At 54.9% G+C, this 19309-nt stretch carries 21 protein-coding genes; 4 read left to right on the top strand and 17 right to left on the bottom strand.

Features of this window, described 5'->3' with window-relative positions; genetic code table 11:
- Positions 1-93 precede the first annotated feature (93 nt).
- The 8 genes from ACEN8E_RS19885 to ACEN8E_RS19850 all read right to left on the bottom strand — a co-directional run bounded on the left by ACEN8E_RS19885 (position 94) and on the right by ACEN8E_RS19850 (position 7271).
- Positions 94-2484 carry a hypothetical protein gene (locus ACEN8E_RS19885; protein WP_495589555.1) on the bottom strand — a complete coding sequence of 797 codons (2391 nt, stop codon included), beginning with the start codon at positions 2482-2484 and terminating at the stop codon, positions 94-96.
- 139 nt (positions 2485-2623) lie between these two features.
- Positions 2624-2929 (bottom strand): XRE family transcriptional regulator, encoded by a 306-nt coding sequence (locus tag ACEN8E_RS19880; RefSeq protein ID WP_495589554.1) that lies wholly within the window; start codon positions 2927-2929, stop codon positions 2624-2626.
- A 49-nt stretch (positions 2930-2978) separates the two neighbouring features.
- Entirely contained in the window at positions 2979-3143 is a 165-nt protein-coding gene (locus ACEN8E_RS19875; protein WP_495579982.1) for a hypothetical protein, read from the bottom strand.
- A 119-nt stretch (positions 3144-3262) separates the two neighbouring features.
- Positions 3263-3457, bottom strand: coding sequence for a hypothetical protein (locus ACEN8E_RS19870; protein WP_008048542.1), 195 nt, complete (start codon positions 3455-3457; stop codon positions 3263-3265).
- A gap of 1035 nt (positions 3458-4492) precedes the next feature.
- Complete coding sequence (locus tag ACEN8E_RS19865; protein WP_495589553.1) at positions 4493-5059, bottom strand: hypothetical protein; 567 nt, start codon at positions 5057-5059, stop codon at positions 4493-4495.
- A gap of 186 nt (positions 5060-5245) precedes the next feature.
- On the bottom strand, positions 5246-5740 hold the full coding sequence (locus ACEN8E_RS19860; protein ID WP_495589552.1) for a hypothetical protein: 495 nt from the start codon (positions 5738-5740) through the stop codon (positions 5246-5248).
- On the bottom strand, positions 5737-6906 hold the full coding sequence (locus ACEN8E_RS19855) for an AAA family ATPase (RefSeq protein WP_495589551.1): 1170 nt from the start codon (positions 6904-6906) through the stop codon (positions 5737-5739). Before ACEN8E_RS19855 ends, ACEN8E_RS19860 begins: the two co-directional genes overlap by 4 nt.
- A gap of 155 nt (positions 6907-7061) precedes the next feature.
- Complete coding sequence (locus tag ACEN8E_RS19850; protein WP_495589550.1) at positions 7062-7271, bottom strand: hypothetical protein; 210 nt, start codon at positions 7269-7271, stop codon at positions 7062-7064.
- A 600-nt stretch (positions 7272-7871) separates the two neighbouring features.
- Here ACEN8E_RS19850 and ACEN8E_RS19845 point away from each other — a divergent pair.
- Entirely contained in the window at positions 7872-8093 is a 222-nt protein-coding gene (locus ACEN8E_RS19845) for a hypothetical protein (RefSeq protein WP_495589549.1), read from the top strand.
- Between the two features lie 69 nt (positions 8094-8162).
- Here ACEN8E_RS19845 and ACEN8E_RS19840 read toward each other — a convergent pair whose 3' ends face one another.
- The 5 genes from ACEN8E_RS19840 to ACEN8E_RS19820 form a co-directional block, all read right to left on the bottom strand.
- Complete coding sequence (locus tag ACEN8E_RS19840; protein WP_495593358.1) at positions 8163-8924, bottom strand: transporter substrate-binding domain-containing protein; 762 nt, start codon at positions 8922-8924, stop codon at positions 8163-8165.
- 223 nt (positions 8925-9147) lie between these two features.
- A complete protein-coding gene (gene copC / locus ACEN8E_RS19835) occupies positions 9148-9531 on the bottom strand; it encodes a copper homeostasis periplasmic binding protein CopC (protein WP_495589548.1) in 384 nt (127 codons plus the stop codon).
- Positions 9532-9583: 52 nt separating this feature from the next.
- Positions 9584-10447: a copper resistance protein B gene (locus ACEN8E_RS19830; RefSeq protein ID WP_495589547.1), complete on the bottom strand. Its 864-nt coding sequence runs from the start codon at positions 10445-10447 to the stop codon at positions 9584-9586.
- 10 nt (positions 10448-10457) lie between these two features.
- On the bottom strand, positions 10458-12164 hold the full coding sequence (locus tag ACEN8E_RS19825; protein ID WP_495589546.1) for a copper resistance system multicopper oxidase: 1707 nt from the start codon (positions 12162-12164) through the stop codon (positions 10458-10460).
- A 108-nt stretch (positions 12165-12272) separates the two neighbouring features.
- On the bottom strand, positions 12273-12974 hold the full coding sequence (locus tag ACEN8E_RS19820; RefSeq protein WP_495589545.1) for a murein L,D-transpeptidase catalytic domain family protein: 702 nt from the start codon (positions 12972-12974) through the stop codon (positions 12273-12275).
- Positions 12975-13055: 81 nt separating this feature from the next.
- Between ACEN8E_RS19820 and ACEN8E_RS19815 the strand changes: the two genes are divergently transcribed.
- Complete coding sequence (locus ACEN8E_RS19815; protein ID WP_495589544.1) at positions 13056-14810, top strand: L,D-transpeptidase family protein; 1755 nt, start codon at positions 13056-13058, stop codon at positions 14808-14810.
- A gap of 123 nt (positions 14811-14933) precedes the next feature.
- On the opposite strand, the gene ACEN8E_RS19810 is transcribed toward ACEN8E_RS19815, so the two are convergent.
- Entirely contained in the window at positions 14934-15401 is a 468-nt protein-coding gene (locus ACEN8E_RS19810) for a hypothetical protein (protein WP_495589543.1), read from the bottom strand.
- Between the two features lie 384 nt (positions 15402-15785).
- Between ACEN8E_RS19810 and ACEN8E_RS19805 the strand changes: the two genes are divergently transcribed.
- Positions 15786-17192 (top strand): DUF1254 domain-containing protein, encoded by a 1407-nt coding sequence (locus tag ACEN8E_RS19805; protein ID WP_495589542.1) that lies wholly within the window; start codon positions 15786-15788, stop codon positions 17190-17192.
- 35 nt (positions 17193-17227) lie between these two features.
- Here ACEN8E_RS19805 and ACEN8E_RS19800 read toward each other — a convergent pair whose 3' ends face one another.
- Complete coding sequence (locus tag ACEN8E_RS19800; protein ID WP_495589541.1) at positions 17228-17539, bottom strand: hypothetical protein; 312 nt, start codon at positions 17537-17539, stop codon at positions 17228-17230.
- Positions 17540-17744: 205 nt separating this feature from the next.
- Between ACEN8E_RS19800 and ACEN8E_RS19795 the strand changes: the two genes are divergently transcribed.
- A complete protein-coding gene (locus ACEN8E_RS19795; RefSeq protein ID WP_495589540.1) occupies positions 17745-18575 on the top strand; it encodes an arylamine N-acetyltransferase family protein in 831 nt (276 codons plus the stop codon).
- 60 nt (positions 18576-18635) lie between these two features.
- Here ACEN8E_RS19795 and ACEN8E_RS19790 read toward each other — a convergent pair whose 3' ends face one another.
- Positions 18636-18941, bottom strand: coding sequence for a BrnA antitoxin family protein (locus ACEN8E_RS19790; protein WP_495589539.1), 306 nt, complete (start codon positions 18939-18941; stop codon positions 18636-18638).
- 3 nt (positions 18942-18944) lie between these two features.
- Positions 18945-19226: a BrnT family toxin gene (locus tag ACEN8E_RS19785; RefSeq protein WP_495589538.1), complete on the bottom strand. Its 282-nt coding sequence runs from the start codon at positions 19224-19226 to the stop codon at positions 18945-18947.
- Positions 19227-19309: the final 83 nt, after the last annotated feature.

Genomic DNA, 19309 nt, shown 5'->3' with positions numbered 1-19309 from the left:
TTAGAATCGTAGCCTATAAAGCAGCCTTCTTATCGAAGGCTGCAGTCTCCGAGACAAACTTACCGCTGCTCCCGGAGGTCGAAATTACCTAGACTAGTACTGACGTAAAAAACCAAGCGCATAAACCTGGGAGAGTAATTTATTGCTTAGTGCATGGTAAGACTGCTCAAAGGGGATGAGGCTAACAGGAACATTGTGGCTGCTTCGACTACGCTCCTTTAAAGCTTTTCGTATTTGATACCACCCCACGTCCGACCTATTTAGCTTGTAGGCGTCACGCACGGCACGAACGTCCACATAGGAAAAATAGCTCTTCCAGATCTCGCGGCCGCAATCTAACACTGCCACTGCTTCACTCGAGAGGATCTTGCCGTCTAGGTACCGAACCATGAAATCCGACTCAAATCGGTCAGTTGCGCCGACTTCTGCTTCGGAGAAGGGAATAAAGTGATTAACTAGAGACCATTTTTTTTCATTCCATTCAATATTATCCGCCCCGGCGGTGAGGTTGTAGTTATTGAAAAGCATCCAGACTAAACAATCATTCTTGAATTCTTCAGTGAGAAACTCTGTTGGCTGCAAAAACTGGTCCCTGTCATTCAGCCAAGTCGGTTTCACTACTCGTCGCATAGAAAAAACTACAGCAACCTGCCAGAGATTGTCTTCGGTAATATATAGGCCGCCGCCATTCCCGCCCGTGTAAATCGATGAAGTAATGCAGGTTTCGATTGCAGCGTGCTGCAAATCATTATTGCTTGCGTAGAGATAGCCAAGCATATCATCGCACGATGTTTTCATTCGCGGATTTTTAGAAACAGTGACAGCATTTGATAGTGGTAAAGCGAGATTTTTGTTGGTTTTAGGCTTTTTAATCCATGCGTTGAGAAATGTATTGTTGGGCAAGTTGTAGTATTTCTTTGCGCCGATTTGGTTCCCTTTTTTATCCAGAACTTCAACCGGCAGATCAACTATTGGTGTCTTCGTCGTTGCGTGCTGATTGGTTTCCCAGATTAGAAAACCAATAGGAAAATCACCTTTTATGCCATCGAAGGCCTTGCTATGCACAACGAATCCACCCAGATACTGCGAATTCCAATGGTTACGAAACTTTTCAAAATTTGGTGAGTTGACGTATTTCATTGTACTGAACATTGCCAGCGTGGCATTGGGAAGCTCTTTCGATATGCGAGTCAAAAATTGCACGAATAGTTCTTTGCTAGCATACCCTTCTTTCGTCATTATTGCATTTATGCGAGTCTGCTCGACCCCAACTTTATTCTTATTGCCCTGCCCGACTCCAGCACCAGTTTCGCCGTAGGGAGGGTTAATTAGTACCAACAACTTTTTCCCATCCGCGATAGATTTTCGCAGTGTATTGGGTAGCTTGTTGGTAAGGTTGTAATCAATTTCACCGCTATCAGTAATGTCGTCATTAAGATAGTCATATTGGAACCTGATTGCGGCTGCGCAGGTTTTGGTAGCTCTCATTACGTCAATGTCGGCTTGATCTAGAGTAGACATGTAAATATTGCGGTGGTTGCTGTGCTTTACCTCCAAGTTCCCTACGCCACAGCACATATCCCAAACTACGTATTCTTTTTGCCAATTTTTCCCTAACGACTCTGATAGTTGGTCATACGCCTTGTCAACCACATGAAGAGGGGTATAGAAAGCGCCCTTAAAACTGCGCTCATTTAAAGGAATAAGGCTGTCGCGACGTTCAAGCAGGTAATCTCTATATTCGGATTTAGGGGGTTTGTGATAAATTGCCCAGAACTCTCTATATCCGTCTTGGTTGCCGAGTTCGTAGTATTTTCCAGCGAGACTAAATATGGGGGCGCCGTTTTTATGAAGCAATTCTGCTGGTAGATTTGAATGCGTGGATATAGTGCCGTCGTGCATTATGTCTGCAAAGAAGAGGAGCGCGTAATCTTCAGGCTCTACTCCTGAGAGTTCATCGCCAATCATGGAGACCCACTTGTCGAACACCTGCTTAAGGTTGTCTGGAGTGATTTGTATACGAATTATGTCTCCAGATTTGATAGCCTCCTTCGCGGTGCTTATAAACTCGTCTTCATGAGTAGATATCTTAAAAGATACAAAGTGCGTGCCAATATGAGCAGATATTTCATCCAGTGCTTCTTGAGTATACTGGCTTGCAGATTTTCCCCACTTAACAGTTTTCTTTTTAAGGAACGGTAAGACGTCGCTGAGTTTCATCAGCGCGGCCTTTTCAGTATCTATAACGGCAAGAAATGGAGGAACAGTTTCACCTTTGTCCAAAGCAAATTGAACATAGTGTAATAACTGGGTAAACATTGCGTAGCATGAATTTTTTCCAGTGTCCTTCGCCTCGAACCACATCTCTTTGGTTTGTATGTCAATCAAGCCTTTGGTGAAACTTTTGAGACCTAATGCTTTTATGTAGGCATCCTTGACATCTTCTTCGGTTTTTGCAGTTTTGAGGTTGGAATACAGGCTCAAGTTAAACTTCCTTTTAGTTTATAGTTAGCCAAGCATCTTGAATGCAGCATCGCATGACTACGTGATTCAGTACCAGCGTGACCATTCAAAGGTTTCCAGCCGGTTGCTGCGGAACTCAAGGGGGCGCTCTCGCAATTTCCTACGCTTGAGCCAAAGATGGCGGCCCGGCTGGTAGTGGACCTAACTCAACGTCAGCCCCCTGCGCGCGCATGGTGGCGACGACACGGGACAGTTCGTCCTCACTCAGCGTTAGCAGGGCCGCCATGTAGAAGTGCATGTGCATGCCCATCACGCGGTCCTCAGTGCGGCCCGTGTACTTGCGCCACTGCGACCCTTTCCCCAACCCGGCCAGATCCGCCATCTGTGGACTGGTGAACCCCAGTTCGATTTTCAGGCGCGCCAAATCTTCCGCTGTGGGCGGTCCATAGTGTTGAATTCGTTTCATTGAAAGTCCGAAAGCCCCAACACATTGGGGCAAAACTGGAGAAGGTCGGTTACAGGTGCGAGATATAGGTGTAAGCCATGAACACCACACCGGCGCAGGCGGCACCGATGAAGAACGGCACGAAGCCGTAGGTGGGCTTCTTGCTCAGGAGCTTGTCCAGGGCGGCAATCTCATCGGCCATCGGCTTGATCGGCGTCTTGTGGCTGTGGTTCATCGTTCATCCTCGTAAGGGGTTGGCAGGCGCGCCTATCGCGGCCCTTTTGGGTAATTTGGACTGATTCCCGGTAAAGCTCAAGGCCGAGAGGGTTGGCCCCGATGTTCGGGGCCGGTGACTCAGGGTTTGTTTAGCAGGTTGATCAGGGAAACTACCGCGGTAATCAGGGCCGCTCCAACCAGTAGCGGGTAAAACATTCCTTCCCGTCTCAACTTCTGTTCTTCGGCGATTAGCTTGCGGGTCTCTGCTACTAACTTCCGATTTTCTAACTGGAGCTTATCCAGTTCGAGGTAGGCTTTTTCATCTAGGTCCATCTGGCTTCCTTGGTTTGGGCGGCGCCTTCTGCGTCCCCCTTGGAAGCTATATTGACCCTTTAGGGGTCAATTAGAAAGGTCGTGTTGTGCCAACATTTCCACTATTTACGTGACTGCACTGGCTGCTGCTGGCGCTAGGGCAGCGCACGCCCCCATGTGCCTTCTCTTCACTTGAAAAACTCTTGCGCGAAGAAAGCGCAGCAAGGAACGCACTTTTCCCCCTCCCGCCGACGGGCCTTGCGTCCTTTTTTTGTGCAAATCTGGATGTAGTGCAAACGAACCTGCAGCCCAGGCGGGCCATGGGGCTCGGCAGGGGATCGGCCATTGCACAGAGTGCAAAGTATTGAAGGGAAATGCAGCGAGGTTGCGCAGCGGCGCTCAGGGCTGTCACGGACGGGGGGCGCGATGGAGGCCCCGGTTTCATTGGGTGGAAAGTTTTAAACAAAGTTTTCGGAGGGTTTTCAAAAACGTGCGCGATCTTTTTTGAGCAGAGATTGATGGTATGCGAAGTGCGGCTGAATTCTCTGCAAGCCATGACAGGCGGGGGCTGTAGGGAATTTAATGGATTTCACAGAGCTGAACACGATCCGCAGCCTGGTTCGCCTTTATGCAGTCGACCAAGGCCCTATGAAAAAATGTCATTTTATTGAGATTGATTCTTAAGGGGAGGGTGGTCGTTTTAAAAAGAGCGATATCAGCTATACGGAGGTGGCAATGGGGCTGGAGGCCCCGGCTTTACTGGGCTCTCGGTATTACAAGGGAAGGTAATATGAAGCGATATGAAAAGTAATATTTCTGTCAAACCCCGGGATTCATTGGGTTTTAAGGAATAGAAATATAGCTTTTAAGAAAGGTAATAGTATCGCCTTCCTATCGCTTAAATATCGCTCTTTCCAAAAAAGCTGGAGGCCTTGATCTACAAGGGCTGTGGCTGTTTTCAGGAGGGGATATTACTAATATTACGTTTTTTCGGGCCCCCACAGATTTTAAGATTGGTACATGTAGAGGCACGGAGAGTCACAAAGTCATTCAGCTTCAAAAGGCTTCAACTCGCCTGGTGTCACACATCTTTGCGTCGAGAAAGCCCTGGAGCAAGCCTCCGATCAGCCCGTACATATAGGAGAGGGATTCGTGAAAGGTAGGAGCTTCAGCTCCAGGGCCCGGAAAAGCCGAGCTCACTGCTTGCATGATCGCTGTCCGGCAGTTTCCGTATTTAACTTCATCAGGTTCGATGGCGTGGGCCATTAGGTTGCGCATGGTATTCAAGTGTCCTATCGAACCCCATACCCACTCTGAGGGGTGTGACTTCACAGGCACCATGGAGCGGACGAGCAATAAAACCTGCTTGAAGGAAAGACGGGCGTCCCTCAAGTACTTTGGATTACTAACGGATGACTCACAAAAGTCACGCAGTAGTTCCTCCAGAAGCAAATGGGTTTTCAGAATGAGCGTGGACTCATCGAGGTCGTCGTTTAAGTGCTTTTCAGCGAGGACGAAATGCTTGGTGCTTATATCCAGCCTTTCGGGGGGATGACTTACTGGGTTCGTCGGATCTTCCAAGTGGAACGTCTCCCAAAACGGCCCCCAACTGATTGCAGTCATGTACATGCACCGCTGGAGGCCTTGAAAACAGTGGAACGGATGAAGGGAATCGTACCCTCGTTATCAGCTTTGGAAACTGGTAACGAGGTGTTTGAAGAAGTTAGTGGATAAGCTGTGGTCGTTTTATTTGGTTGCCTGAGGAGATATCTCCCAGATATGCGCTGGTGGACCAAATAATTGCTGTCGTTATTTTTTTTCCGTCAGGTAAAAGTTGTGTTCTAAGTCAATGAATACCAGATAGAAAGTATTGGGGTCATAGGTCAAATGCCCCGGTATTGATCTATCCACATAGGTGGCAGGTATGGTGAAACCAATTAATCTCGAAAGGTTTTCCATTCTAAATCGGCACCAATTCACATCGTTAGGAACAAATTTTGGATACGTGAAATTGCTTTTCACTGGGAATGAATCGTAGTCTGCAAGGATTTTTAAACCGTGTCCGCCGCAGCGTTGATTACGCCAATAGTTTAAATCGTTTCGGGTATACGATTTAATTTTGTCTGCAATCTCTGCCAATACTCCAGCTTCCAATCCTATAAAGCTTGAACCGCATTTTTGGGAGTCATCAAAAAAAGAAAAATTAAATTTGCATCTTGTTTGAATATCGCTGGTCGCTACACTGGTTTCTGGAAATTGTTCAATGAAACTCATTTTCCGAGGGTTGTTCTTGAATTTTTTCATACCTTCGGAATGCCCCCAAGTTTTCCTTCTCTATACAAAGTTGAAATGGGTCTGTCATTTCTGATGATGTCTCCGGGGATTTCATCGAGGCGGTAACAAAAGCTTTCTCCGTTTTCTTTGGATACTAAATAGGTTCTGTATTTCCCCAGGTAGTCCATTATTTCCAAATTGTGCGACGTAAACAAAAATTGCGCACCTTTAGGATTTGTGTCTTCATTCAGAAACAAGTTCAATATTTGGGGCAGGAGAGCGGGATGGTAGTTTGTGTCGAATTCGTCCATGAGTAGAACACCACCGATGCTAAGAACAGCCCAATATTGGTAAAGTCGACGATAAAGTGCGGTTGTTCCGTCTGATTCCTCCCAATAGGTTAGCCAGTTGGAATTATCATTGAGTAAGTCATGATCATGGTGAAATATGGGGAAGTATCTCAGTTCTCCCGTATCAGGTTTTGTTGATTCATGTATTACTATATCTTTTATGCCTAGGTCAGAGTCCAAGATTATTTTCTTTGCGAACTCTAATGCGGCTGGAAACTTGTAATAGTATTCACTAATGCTGCTGTAATTGTATAAAGTCGTATCATCCATCAGCCCAAGAGAGCTTATATTGCCTCTGAATTTTTTGAAAAAATCATGTATATTTGAAAGATCTTCACCAATGTCTTTTAGGTTGTATTGAATTGCGGTGTCAATTATTGATGCGTTTTTTTTCAGGGTTATCAAGTCTAATGCTGCGTACTCCGCCGTCTTGTGCTTAATAGCATCTAGCTTTCGTTCTATTATCAACGTCTTTCGAGAGATTTTCTTGTAAATTGCTTCGCGAGTTACATGTTCTTTCGTTGCTGATAGCTCGTAAGTGTATTTGATGCCGTTACTTTCGAAATCTATATAGAAGTCTGACGGTTCAGTACTGTTGAAATATGGACTTATAATTATCGGGTCGTCGATTTCATGTTTAAAAGATCTTGTTATGAAGTGTGTTAGGAACTGTAAGCATTTGAGGATATTGCTTTTCCCCGATGCGTTTGCGCCTTTGATACCAAGAATGGTTGAAACTTTACGTGAGTTAGATACATTTTTGGGTACTTTGGAGTTGAACTCAAGGGATACCTGAAAGCCATCTTTAAAGGAGAAGTAGTTGTTAGCGCCGAATGAGTGAATCATGTGATGGTTTTCCTTAGGCGTGGATCTTGCCAAAAAATGACGTGATCGTAGAATAAGGGAGCTGGCGGCTGATTGCTACCCGGTTGTACGGAAATCATGAAATTACTCGTTACCTGTTGAAAAACTGCTTATGACCTGCAGTCGGTCGATCGCAGTCACTCAGGTGTCATGAGCACTGCAAGTGTCAGCTTGATGAACTCTTCGTTACGGTCGATCGCACCCAGGGCGCCACGGATGTTATTGGCGACATCCCCAGACCCGCGCTGCTCCACCCACAGAGTAAGCTCCATGATGGCTGCTTCCAGGGCGAGCTGGTTTTCGTTGATCTTGTACAGAAGGGAAGGGAGCAGGTCTGAATTTGGCATCGTAATTCCTCCTTGAACAGGGGGGGGAGCGTAGCAGTTTCAGAACTTCATGTAGGGAAAGAGGGGAAGGTGAGATTTCGTTATGGTCGACCGGCAGCAGTCGACCTGGAGCAGACGATTGCGGTAGGGAGACGTCTATCGGGAGCTACTTTGCTGACTTATTTGTGCTAGTTCCAACGCCGCTCTTCGCCTTAACTGCCAGGTGTAGACACTTCCGCAGTAGAAAGGTCAGTTGAGAAGTGTGGTGGTACAGAATTGGTACAGCTGAAATCTAAGTTTTCTGCAAGCCTTTGTTTTTGGGGGGCTTTGTCGTTAATCGATCCAATCCATCATGGGCGCGACGGAGAAACGACGGGAAAGCGGGGCGGGTGTTGCGGTGGTTACGGACATGGGGGATCTGGAATCGGTGAGGCTGGGAGGTGGGGGAGTTTATCAGGAATGGGGCTTGTGGGGTTTGGGGGAGTCGGGATACGCCAAAGTACAGGTGCAACCTGAACTGACGCTGTCTCCCCACGAAATTTCATGATCCCTGGCACAGACGAGGCATAGGATGACCACCAAAGATCACGTCCCCGCGCCTCAACCCACAGGAATAAAAAAATGATCGCAAACCTCGTCAAAGTCTCGCTGATCGCCGGTGCTTTGTTGTTGAGCGCCTGTTCGGGTGTGAGCGCCCATAGCGATTATTCGACCGACTCCGTGCAGCCAGCCGGCTTTGGTCCGGGGCCAACCGGCAGCAACCCCGGCAAGATGAATTTCCATGGCAGCGCGCTCGGCAATAGCTTCGGCGAATACAGCTCGGGTTTGCTGCACGACGACTGATACGCGAAGCGCAATGAAGAAGGGCGCTCCTTTGGGGGCGCCCGTTTTTGTGCGGGAAACAACAATCGGTTATTTCGCGTCAGGCACCGCCAGCCACTGCCGCAGAATCTTCTGGTAGTTGCCCGTCGCCTTGGCCAGGTGCAGCCACTGGTCGACGTACTGTTTCCAGGTGATGTCATCGCGGGGCAGCAGGTAGGCTTTTTCGCCGTATTGCATGTAGTGCGTCGGGTTGACCGCACACAGGCCCGGTTTGAGCTTCTGCTGATACAGCGCCTCCGATGCATCGGTGATCATCACGTCGGCCTTTTTATCCAGCAGTTCCTGAAAAATGCTGATGTTGTCGCGAAGCTGCAGTTGCGCCTGGGGCAGGTAGGCGTGGACGAACGCTTCATTGGTGCCGCCGGCAGGTTCGACCAGGCGAACCGAGGGTTGGTTGATCTGCTCGATGGTCTGGTACAGCGCCTCGTCTTCGCAGCGCACCAAGGGGATTTTGCCGTCGACGCCCAGGGTGGTGCTGAAGAAGGCTTTTTTCTGCCGTTCCAGGGTGACCGAGATGCCGCCCATGGCGATGTCGCACTTGCCGGCGAGCATGTCTGGCATCAGGGTTTTCCAGGTGGTGGGCACCCACTCGACCTTGACGCCAAGGCTGTCGGCCAGGGCGTGGGCCATGGCAATGTCGATGCCGGAATACTCGCCGTCCTCGGCTTTGAGGGTGTAGGGCTTATAGTCGCCGGTGGTGCAAACGCGCAGTTGCCCCTGCTGCATGACGCTGTCCAGATGCGAAGGTTCTGCCTGGGCGCCAAGGGCGAGTGCGAGCAAGCCGCCGAGCATCATTGCTCTTTTGCTGTTTTTCATTGTTATCGGGCTTTTGTGCTGGAGTGGTTTTGAAGCGGGGAGTGTAGTGAAACTTTCTCGGGTGTGAAAAATCAACCGCCTCAACCACGCCACCCACTCCACAATAAACACCGCAACGGCCAATTCCACTACCACACAACAGCATCAAATCCACATACAACACAAACCGCAGCACGACATTGGCCGAGTCGCTCATCGATCATTTCACTTTGAAGGTGACGTTACCGGTGATCGGGTGGGTGTCCGACGACACCGCGCGCCATTCGACCTTGTAAGTGCCGGCAGTCAAGGGTGCTGCCGGCATGATGAACATGGTCTTCGGATCACTGCCGCCGCTGACTTTGGCCTTGACCGGCATCGGGGCATGGGCCATGCCGGACATTTCGGTCATCAGCAGTTTGGCGCCGGAAAACTGAGTGACGAGGTTTTCGGAAAAGTGCAGTTCGATCTTGTCGGGTGACGCACCTTCTACACCTTCCGCCGGGGTGGAGGAGAGCAGTTTGGGATGGGCTTGAGCGAGGGTGCTCATGAGCAGGCCGGTGATCAGCGCGGTAACGACGGTGGTGGGTTTGATGAGGCGCATGCAAGGTCCTTTACCGCTTGAAGCGGTTGTTATTGGTTTGAGGTGAATCTGTTCAGAACCACAGTCGAATACCGAGTACCAGGCGTGCTTCGCTGCGGTCCTCGCCTTCGTCGTTGGCAAAGTCGGCGGTGTTGCCGTAGGTGCGGTTCCAGGTGACGCCGAGGTAGGGCGCGATTTCCCGGCGGATTTCGTAGCGCAGGCGCAGGCCGGCTTCGGTGTTGGACAGCCCCGCGCCGATGCCACGTTGCGGGTCGTTTTTGCCGTAGGCGTTGAGTTCGACGGTCGGCTGCAGGATCAGCCGATTGGTCAGCAGGATGTCGTAGTCGCCTTCCAGCCGCACGGCGCTCTGGCCGCCTTCGCCAATGAAGGCTGTGGCTTGGGCTTCGAAGTTGTACAGCGCCATGCCTTGCACGCCGAGCGCGGCCCAGGTTTGCGGGGCACCGGGTTTGAAGTCCTGGCGCACGCCGCTGACGACGTCCCACCACGGGGAAATGGCGTGGCCCCACAGGGCCTGGATTTCCGCGTCTTCGGTCACGCCGTTGCTGCGTTCGCCTTCGGAACGCAGCCACAGGCGATCAATGTCGCCGCCAATCCAGCCGGACAAATCCCAGGCCAGGGTGCTGCCGTTATCGGCGTCCTGCCATTCCAGTTTGTCGGCGAGGAAAAATGAATTGAGTGTGCTGTCATGTACGTGGTGACCGGCGGGATCGGCATAAACCGCAGCGCGATCGGCATCGGTCAGCACCGGGATCGGCGTACGACTTTCACTGGGCGCGGCGGGCTGCATCTGGCCTTCGTCCATGCCTTGCATCTGGCCGTGGTCCATCTGGCTGTGATCCATGCCCTGCATGTCATCGCTGGCAGCCATCGCCGCCGAGGTCACGAGGGCGAAAAAAAACGGGGTGAATCGAATCATGGGGTGCGCCTCATTCTTCCACGCGAACTTCACGGAACATGCCCATTTCCATGTGGTACAGGAGATGGCAGTGATAAGCCCAGCGGCCGAGCGCGTCGGCAGTGACCCGATAGCTGCGCCGGGACCCCGGTGGCATGTCGATGGTGTGTTTGCGCACCATGAACTGGCCGTTCTCGTCTTCGAGATCGCTCCACAGGCCGTGCAGGTGGATGGGGTGCATCATCATCGTGTCGTTGACCAGCACGATCCGCAGTCGCTCGCCGTACTTGAGGCGCAGTGGCTGTGCATCGGAGAACTTCACGCCGTTGAACGACCAGGCGAATTTTTCCATGTGCCCGGTCAGGTGCAGTTCCAGGGTGCGACCGGGTTCGCGGCCGTCCGGGTCTTCGAAGGTGCTGCGCAGGTCGGAATAGGTGAGGACGCGACGACCGTTGTTGCGCAGGCCCATGCCGGGATCGTCGAGCTTCGCTGAGGTGGACATGGCTTGCATGTCCACCAGCGGGTTGTCGGTTTCCGAGGCCGGGTGGGCCTGCATGCCGGGCATGTCGCCCATGGCCATGTTGCTGTGATCCATGCCCGCCATGCTGCCGTGGTCCATGCCGCCCATGCCCATGTCATCCATGGTCACCAGGGGGCGCGGGTCCAGTGGTGGCAGCGGCGCAACCAGTCCTGCCTTCACCGCGAGGGTGCCGCGTGCGTAGCCGGTGCGATCCATCGCCTGGGCGAACAGGGTGTAGGCCGCTTCGGTGGGCTCGACGATAACGTCGAAGGTTTCCGCCACGGCAATGCGAAACTCGTCGACGCTCACCGGTTTGACGTGGAGGCCATCGGCGGCGACCACGGTCATTTTCAGGCCGGGGATGCGCACGTCGAAGTAGGTCATGGCCGAGCCGTTGATGAAGCGCAGCCGCAGCTTTTCCCCCGGGCGGAACACCCCGGTCCAGTTCATGTCCGGCGCCTGGCCGTTCATCAGGTAGGTGTAAGTGGCGCCGCCGACGTCCGCCAGGTCAGTGGGGTTCATCTTCATCCCGGCCCACATCGTGCGGTCGGCGACGGTCGGCCCCCAGCCTTTTTCGCTGACATCGTGGATGAAGTCGCCCACGGTGCGCTTGTTGAAGTTGTAGTAATCGGACTGTTTTTTCAGGGTCTTCATCAGGCCGACCGGGTCTTCGTCGGTCCAGTCGCTGAGCATCACCACGTAGTCGCGGTCGTACTGGAATGGCTCCGGGTCTTTGGCGTCGATCACCAGCGGACCGTAGACGCCGGATTGCTCCTGAAACCCCGAGTGGCTGTGATACCAGTAGGTGCCGTTCTGCCGCACGGTGAACTGGTAGACGTACAGGCCGCCCGGCTCGATGCCCTTGAAGCTCAGCCCCGGCACGCCGTCCATGTTGGCCGGCAGCAGGATGCCGTGCCAGTGAATGGACGTGCTGTCCTTGAGCCTGTTGCGCACCCGCAACGTCACCGTATCGCCTTCGCGCCAGCGCAGCAGTGGACCGGGAATGCCGCCGTTGATGGTCATGGCGGTGCGTGGGTGCCCGGTGAAGTTGACCGGGGATTCGCCGATGAACAGGTCGAAATCGTTACCGGCCAACACCTGCGGTTCGCCGGGACTGCTGAGCGCCCAGACCGGCGTGCGCCATAACCCGAGGCCGCCGAAGAGCCCGCCGATGGCCAGCCCTTTGACGAAGGTGCGTCTTGTAGTGTGGGAGTGCATGCCGTGTGTTCCGCCCGTCAGCCTGTTGAACTTGTCGACGAGGCTAGCGGGCGGTGCCTTTCAGCAGGCTGAGGCGGGGATTACAGTTTTGACAGGTGGGGGCGTTGCCTACTGGCGTGAAGTGGACTTTTCCCTTGAGGCCACAGTGTCGCCGCCGCAGTTGATATAGGACGACGATTTCAGCCAGCGCTGGTCCGGGTAGTAGGAAAACAACAACTGCCCGTCTTTCATCGAATCGATCAGCCGATGGGCAATCGCCGGTCTCACGGCCGGGCAACCCAGGCTGCGGCCGATCCGGCCGTTGGCGCGGGCCAGCACCGGGCTGACATAGGGCGCGCCGTGAATGACGATGGCCCGGTCATAGGCATTATCGTTGAAGCCGGGCTCCAGGCCTTCCATGCGCAGCGAGTAACCGTTCTGGCCGAGGTAGCTTTCTTGTGTGCGGAACAGGCCGAGGCTGGTGGCGTAGCTTTCGTTCCGGTTGGAGAACAGCGTGGCCATGTTTTCGCCGCTGTTGCGGCCATGGGCGACCAGTTCGTGAAACAGCAACTTGCGTCGTTTAAGGTCGAAGACCCACAGGCGTTGTTCGGTCGACGGCAGGGAGTAATCGATCACTGCCAGCCTTTGGGCTGGGGCGATACCCTGGGCACGGCTGCATTGAGTGGCGCGAACGGCAAGGGCAATCACTTTGGCGTCGGCGCCAGGAGCTGCTTTGACCAGCGCGTTTTCAAGCGAATCGGCGTAGGCTGACGTTACTGAAAGGCACGTCAGTAAAATGGCAAATAAAGGGCCAAAGCGGTTTAGCGCCATAGTCGGGTCTCATCATGATAATTTCGAGTCTAGCAGCGAGCGGAAAGTTGGCCGCTTGAAACGGGGGATTAAGGATTATCCATGGTGCAATTAACAAGGTCATTCGTCATAAGCCGCCTGTTTTTTATGGGCTTCCTGATCAGCGGTGCGACGATTGGGCAAACTTCGCCGATTGAGCCGGTATCTGCGGCGAGCAGCGTAATCGATGCCGCGGCACCCGACGACACGGTCGGCCAAGCGATTCAGGCGACGCTGGAACCGCTGCGTTCGGCCTTTCCGCCGTTGCTCACGTCCAGGCGCCATCAGCGTGTGGATGTCAGCCGGGTGGTGCTGGATTTCTATATGCATCGCAACTATCGCGCGGCGTGGACGGATGACCGTGATGTGGCCCAGTTACTCAAGAGCCTCGAAGACACCCGGATCGACGGCCTGAACCCGGCGGATTTTCGCATCTCCGAACTGGCCCAGGCCCATGAATCGCTGGTGGCCGCCGTGCCTTCCACGGCGCAACGGGCAATGTTCGACATGGCGGCCACCCGCACGTTCATCACCGCACTGCTGCAACTGCGACGGGGCAAGGTCGATCCGTCGCGGCTGGATATTCACTGGAATTTCGACCCCGCTGGTGGCGATGCCCGCGAGGACATGAACAAACTGTTCGCTGCGCTCGATGGCCATGACGTGGCACGCGCATTCGCCGAGGCGCCTCCTCAGGAAGAGATTTACCGCAACTTGCGTGAGGGGCTGGCCCGGTTGCGCCAGGTCCGTGATGCGGGCGGCTGGCCGAAAGTCACCGAAGGGCAATCGCTCAAGCCTGGTATGGACGGGGTGGCGGTCACCCAATTGCGTGCGCGTCTGGCGGCGGGCGGTTACCTGAGCCCGCACTTGTCGAAAAAAGCCGGTTACGACGACAAGGTCATTGCCGCGGTGAAGAAGTACCAGGCCGAGCAATACCTGGGGGCCGATGGCGTGGCGGGGGCGGCGACGCTGGCGGCGCTGAACGTGCCGGTCGAGGCGCGGATCGATCAAGTGCGGGTCAACATGGAGCGTGCCCGGTGGCTGTTGTACAAGCTTCAGGGCACGTTCGTGATCGTCGATATCGCCGGATACAAGGTGGCGATGTACCGCGACGGCCTGCCGATCTGGCGCTCGCGGGTGCAAGTTGGTAAGCCGGTGCGCAGTACGCCGGTGTTCCAGGCCGAAATCACTTACATCACGTTCAACCCGACCTGGACCGTGCCGCCGACCATCCTCAAGCAGGACGTGATTCCGAAAGTCCAGAACGATCCGGGCTATCTGGCGGCCAATCGGATTCGCGTGTTTGATCGCGAAGGCAATGAGCTCAGTCCGTCGAGCGTTGACTGGAGCAACCCGCGTGGCATCCATCTGCGTCAGGATGCCGGGCCCGACAGTTCGCTGGGGCAGGTGGTGATCCGCTTCCCCAACGACTATGCGATTTACCTGCATGACACGCCGCACCGCGAGCTGTTTGCGAAAACCGTTCGGGCCACCAGTTCAGGCTGCATTCGCGTGGAAAACCCGTTGCAACTGGTCGAGTTGTTGTTCAACGATCCGGTGCGCTGGAACAGCGCCGGCATTCAGAAGCAGTTGGCCAATGGCAGGACCGAGAACATCGTGCTACCGGTGAAAGTGCCGGTGCTGTTGGCCTATTGGACCGTGGACCTGAGCAATGACGGACGAGTGACGTTCAAGCCCGATATTTATGATTACGATGCCAGGGTGTTGCAGGGCTTGAGCCAGCCTGTGAAATTGCCGGCCCTGGACTTGCGTCGTGCAGAGATACCGCTGGTGGTGACGGGGCAGAGCAAGTTGTAGGAGCGAGCTTGCTCGCGATGGACTTGAGAACGCTGCGTTTAGTCAGTAAACCCGCGGCATCGTTAACGACCATCGCGAGCAAGCTCGCTCCTACAGGTATTACCAAGCCGTTCGGCAAGCAACTTAAAGCGCCAGCGCCTGTTGCACCACTACAAGCAGATCGGTTTCCGTCAGCGCTATCGCGTCCGGCTGTGCGGTGGCCTGCTCGATCGTTTGTAGCCACCATTGTGTTTCACCGTGTTCGTCCACGGTGCGCAACAGGGCGAGTTCGCTGCCATCTGTATGAATCTCGATCCGCCCCTCGCCATCGGCTGTGAAGCGTGCAACCGGGTCAAAGGTAAGGCTGTGGGCGTTGCCGGAAATTACCAACTGGTCGATGGCGTAGTCGTAATCGTCGCCATAGGGGTGACGTTCAATCAAATGGGTGGGGTTGCGCCGCAGGACCAGGCCAACTTCGGTCAAGGGCTGTAGCCAGGCCTCTATCCGTTGATACAGGTCGTAGACCTGGCCCGCCCAGGCATCGATCGCCTGATCCGTGCCGATAAGCCGTGTTTGTTTCAATTTTGCCGCGAGCTCATTTGCCTTGCTCATGTCGATTCCCTGTATAGAAGTCAGTCTAATCGTAGCTCGTTGGCGCGCAGGCGGCGCTGTCATGGGTCATGTTTGCAGCACCTCCGGGCAAGGCCTGTGCGGTTTGCTCTACCTGCATCCGGAACAGTCCCCCGCCATGGCCTGAGCCTGGCGCAAGTGGCGTCTGCGAACCTGACGCGGCGTCGTATCAAGCCAGGCATTCGGGGCGAAACCGTGTGGCAACGTTGTCGATGACCGGCGGTGTCCAGGCATTGATGCGTTCCGATCGTTGAAGTGTACTTTCTGCCGGTTGTCTGTCTTTCTGGCCTGGCCGAATTGATCGTCTAGAGTTCCGTTAGTTCTGTCGATTCCGGCAGACTCCCCTTCGTACGGACGATCGCCAACATGTTGATACCTCAAACATTGACAGCTGTTGCTTTGACTGTCGCAGCCGCTGCCATTTTCCCGCTGGCCAGCCACGCGCAATCGAAAATCACCGCCGAAGAAGCTCACGCGATCGGCGTGGATGCCTACATCTATTTTTACCCGCTGCTGAGCATGGACGTTACCCGCAAGCAATTCACCAACATCGAGCCGGGCAAGGAGTTCGGCAAAGGTCCGATGAACACGTTTGTGAGTGTGCCGCAGTACCCGCCTGCCGAATTCAAAGGGGTGGTGCGCTCTAATTTCGACACGCTGTATTCGATTGCCTGGCTGGACTTGTCCAAGGAACCGCTGGTGATCGCCGCGCCGGATACCGAAGGGCGTTTCTACCTGTTGCCAATGCTCGATATGTGGACGGATGTGTTCGCTTCGCCGGGCTGGCGCACCACGGGCACCGAGGCCGGGCAGTTCCTGGTGACGCCGCCGGGGTGGGCCGGCGCGGTGCCCGCCGGGATGAGTCACCTGCCGGCACCAACCCCGTTTGTCTGGGTCATCGGCCGTACCAAGACGGACGGCGCGGCGGATTACGCAGCGGTGCACAAGATCCAGGCTGGCTACACGGTGACGCCGTTGTCCCGGTTGGGCAAGGAACCTGAAGCCGTCACCGTGAAAATCGACCCGGAGGTGGACATGAAAACGCCACCGAAGATTCAGGTCGACTCCATGTCGGCTGCCAATTACTTCACTTACGCTGCCGACCTGCTGAAGGTGAACCCGCCGCACAGCACCGACCAGCCAATGCTGGCGCAGATCAAGCGTCTTGGCATCGAAGCAGGCAAGCCGTTCGACATGGACGCGCTGGACCCGCAAATCCAGGCCGCGCTGCAATCGGTGCCCCAGGATGCGCAGGCCCTGATGACCTGGAAAGTGCCGACCCTGGCGCGGGAGGTCAACGGCTGGTCGATGAACACAGACACCATGGGCGTCTATGGCAACTACTACCTCAAGCGCGCCATCGTTACGCAGGTGGGGCTCGGTGCCAACCTGCCCGAGGACGCGATTTATCCGTTGAACATCGGCGACAGCAATGGCAAACCGCTCGACGGGGCAAACAAATACGTGCTGCATTTCAACAAGGACGAGACGCCGCCGGTGAACGCCTTCTGGTCGATCACCCTGTATGACCCGGAAGGGTTCCAGATTGCCAATTCACTCAATCGTTTTGCGGTCAGTAGCTGGATGCCGTTCAAGGGCAACGCCGATGGCTCGCTGGACCTCTATTTCCAGAACGAAAGCCCCGGCAAGGATCTTGAGGCCAACTGGTTGCCTGCGCCCAAAGGGCCGTTCAACCTGACCATGCGTTTATACGGCCCGAAAGCCGAGGCGCTGAATGGCAAATGGAACCCGCCGGCAGTCACGCCGATGTAGGCCGCAGGCGACAAGAAACAGCCAATGACTGCCTGTCATTGGCTGCTTTTACCTGTCCAGCTGCCCGTTCCGCCCCCGGCGCCACCAGTTCCGCCGCCGGGGGCGCCAGTGCCACCGCCCGCGCCACTGCCCGGACCATTGACGCCAGTGGTCCCGATTGACGAGCTGGGGCCTTGACCGCGGCCGTAGTCGCCCGAAGGGGCGCTGGGCCTTTTGTTGTCTGGCAGCATGGTCGAGTTGCGGGTTGCGCCCGATGTCGTGTTGGTCGTGCCAGCGCCATCGCCGGACGCCGCAAACGCAGCCAGGGGTGTTGCCGACAGCAATCCCGCCAAGAGCAGCGAAGTCATTGTGATGTTCATCATGGTCGTCTCCTGGGGTGAGTCGTTACCTGATGTTGGTGTGAAGGGGCGCGCAGTTGGATTCGCACAAACAGCATTGAGTTTTTCATACCGGGTGATTGGCTAAATCAATTGTCGGCGGCAGTGCCTGATCCCGTATACATAGCGGCCACTGGCGGAGCAATCCGCCGCTTGCGTGCAAAAGGATTGAACGATGAGCGAGCCACGCCTGACTGACCGTGCTTTGTATCTGCAACGCCTGGGCTTCGATGCACCCCCGCCGCCGACCCTGGAAAGCTTGCGCCAAATGCAGCTGCGCCATACCAGTGTTTTCCCGTTTGAAAACCTCACCACATTATCCGGCGAACCGGTGCTGATCGACTTGCCGTCCATCGAACAGAAGGTCTTGCACGATGGGCGTGGCGGCTACTGCTACGAACTCAACAACCTGTTCCTGGCCTTGCTTCAATCGTTGGGGTTCGATGCCCGCGCCATCAGTGGTCGGGTGGTGATGGGCCAGCCGGAGGGGGCCTGGACTGCCCGAACCCATCGTCTGAGCGTGGTCATCATCGACGACGTGCGCTACATCACCGACGTCGGCTTCGGTGGCATGGTGCCGACCGCGCCACTGCTGCTCGATTCCCGCGCCGAGCAACTCACCCCTCACGAGCCGTATCGCATCGACCTGCACGTCGATGGCTTTACCCTGCGCGCCAACGTTGCGGGTGAATGGCGAGCGATGTACATCTTCGACCTGCAACGCCAGGAAGACATCGATTTTGCCGTGGGCAACTGGTACGTCTCGACCCACCCTGAGTCGACTTTCGTCAAACAGTTGATGGTGGCGCGCACGGGGGAGGGGTGGCGCCGTACGCTCAATAACGGCAGCTTTGCGATCCACCGGATTGGCCGTGACAGCGAGCGGCGAGAGGTGACGGATGTGCAGGAATTGATTGGCTTGCTGGACAGCGAATTCGGCATTCGCGTACCGGAACAGGCGCAGTTGCTGCGCACGCTGGAACGCTTGATCACAGCGCCGCAATAGTACGCCGATCGAAAACATCACATCGCCAAGGGCGGATCCGATCGATCAGCCCTTGGCGTTTCAGGGCCGAACTCCCGGCTCCATCACCTGTTGAATTTCGCGCAAGGCCTCTGCCAGCTTCTGCTCCAGCCCCTTGAGTTCGGCAGGGGTGATTGTTGGTTTTAGCTGTGCAGGCCTGGCTTCGTTGAGCAGGGCCCGGCGCAACGTATTGTTGATTGCGGTCTGGTAGCCGTACCCCTCGTTTTCTGCCAGTGCCCGGGCAGCTTCGATGACGGCGTCATCGAGCATGATGGTAATGCGAGTCTTGCCTTTGGCGGGCGCTACGGCCCCGCGTTTGGCGTTGCTGAAATCGTATTGGTCTTTCATCGGTCATGCCTCCAGGTACTGTCGGCGTTCGCTTTTGGTGGCGATGCGCGCGGAAATGATTCGAACGAAATTCGGATCGCGGCAGGTGTAAGCAACGACCAGCAAACGGCCTTTGGCATCCAGCCCCATGGTGATCCAGCGTTGTTCATCATGGTGGTTGTCCTCGAGGGTCAGCGCTCGCTCGTCATGGAATACCGGTTCGGTCTCTGCGAGGCTGATGCCTTGGTGCTTGAGTTTGTTGGCTGCGTTCTTTGCCTTGTGGAACTGAATCTCGAATGACTTCATTATGCATACTTTATATGTATGTGAAAGGGGGGCTTTGCTGATGATCGCCAGGAGCCGAAAAGACTAGTCAGCAACAGGGGTTG

It is taken from the genome of Pseudomonas sp. Pseusp9, from assembly GCF_059491265.1.
Note: the sequence above shows the minus strand (reverse complement) of the source record. Positions and strands in the feature narration are given on the sequence as shown.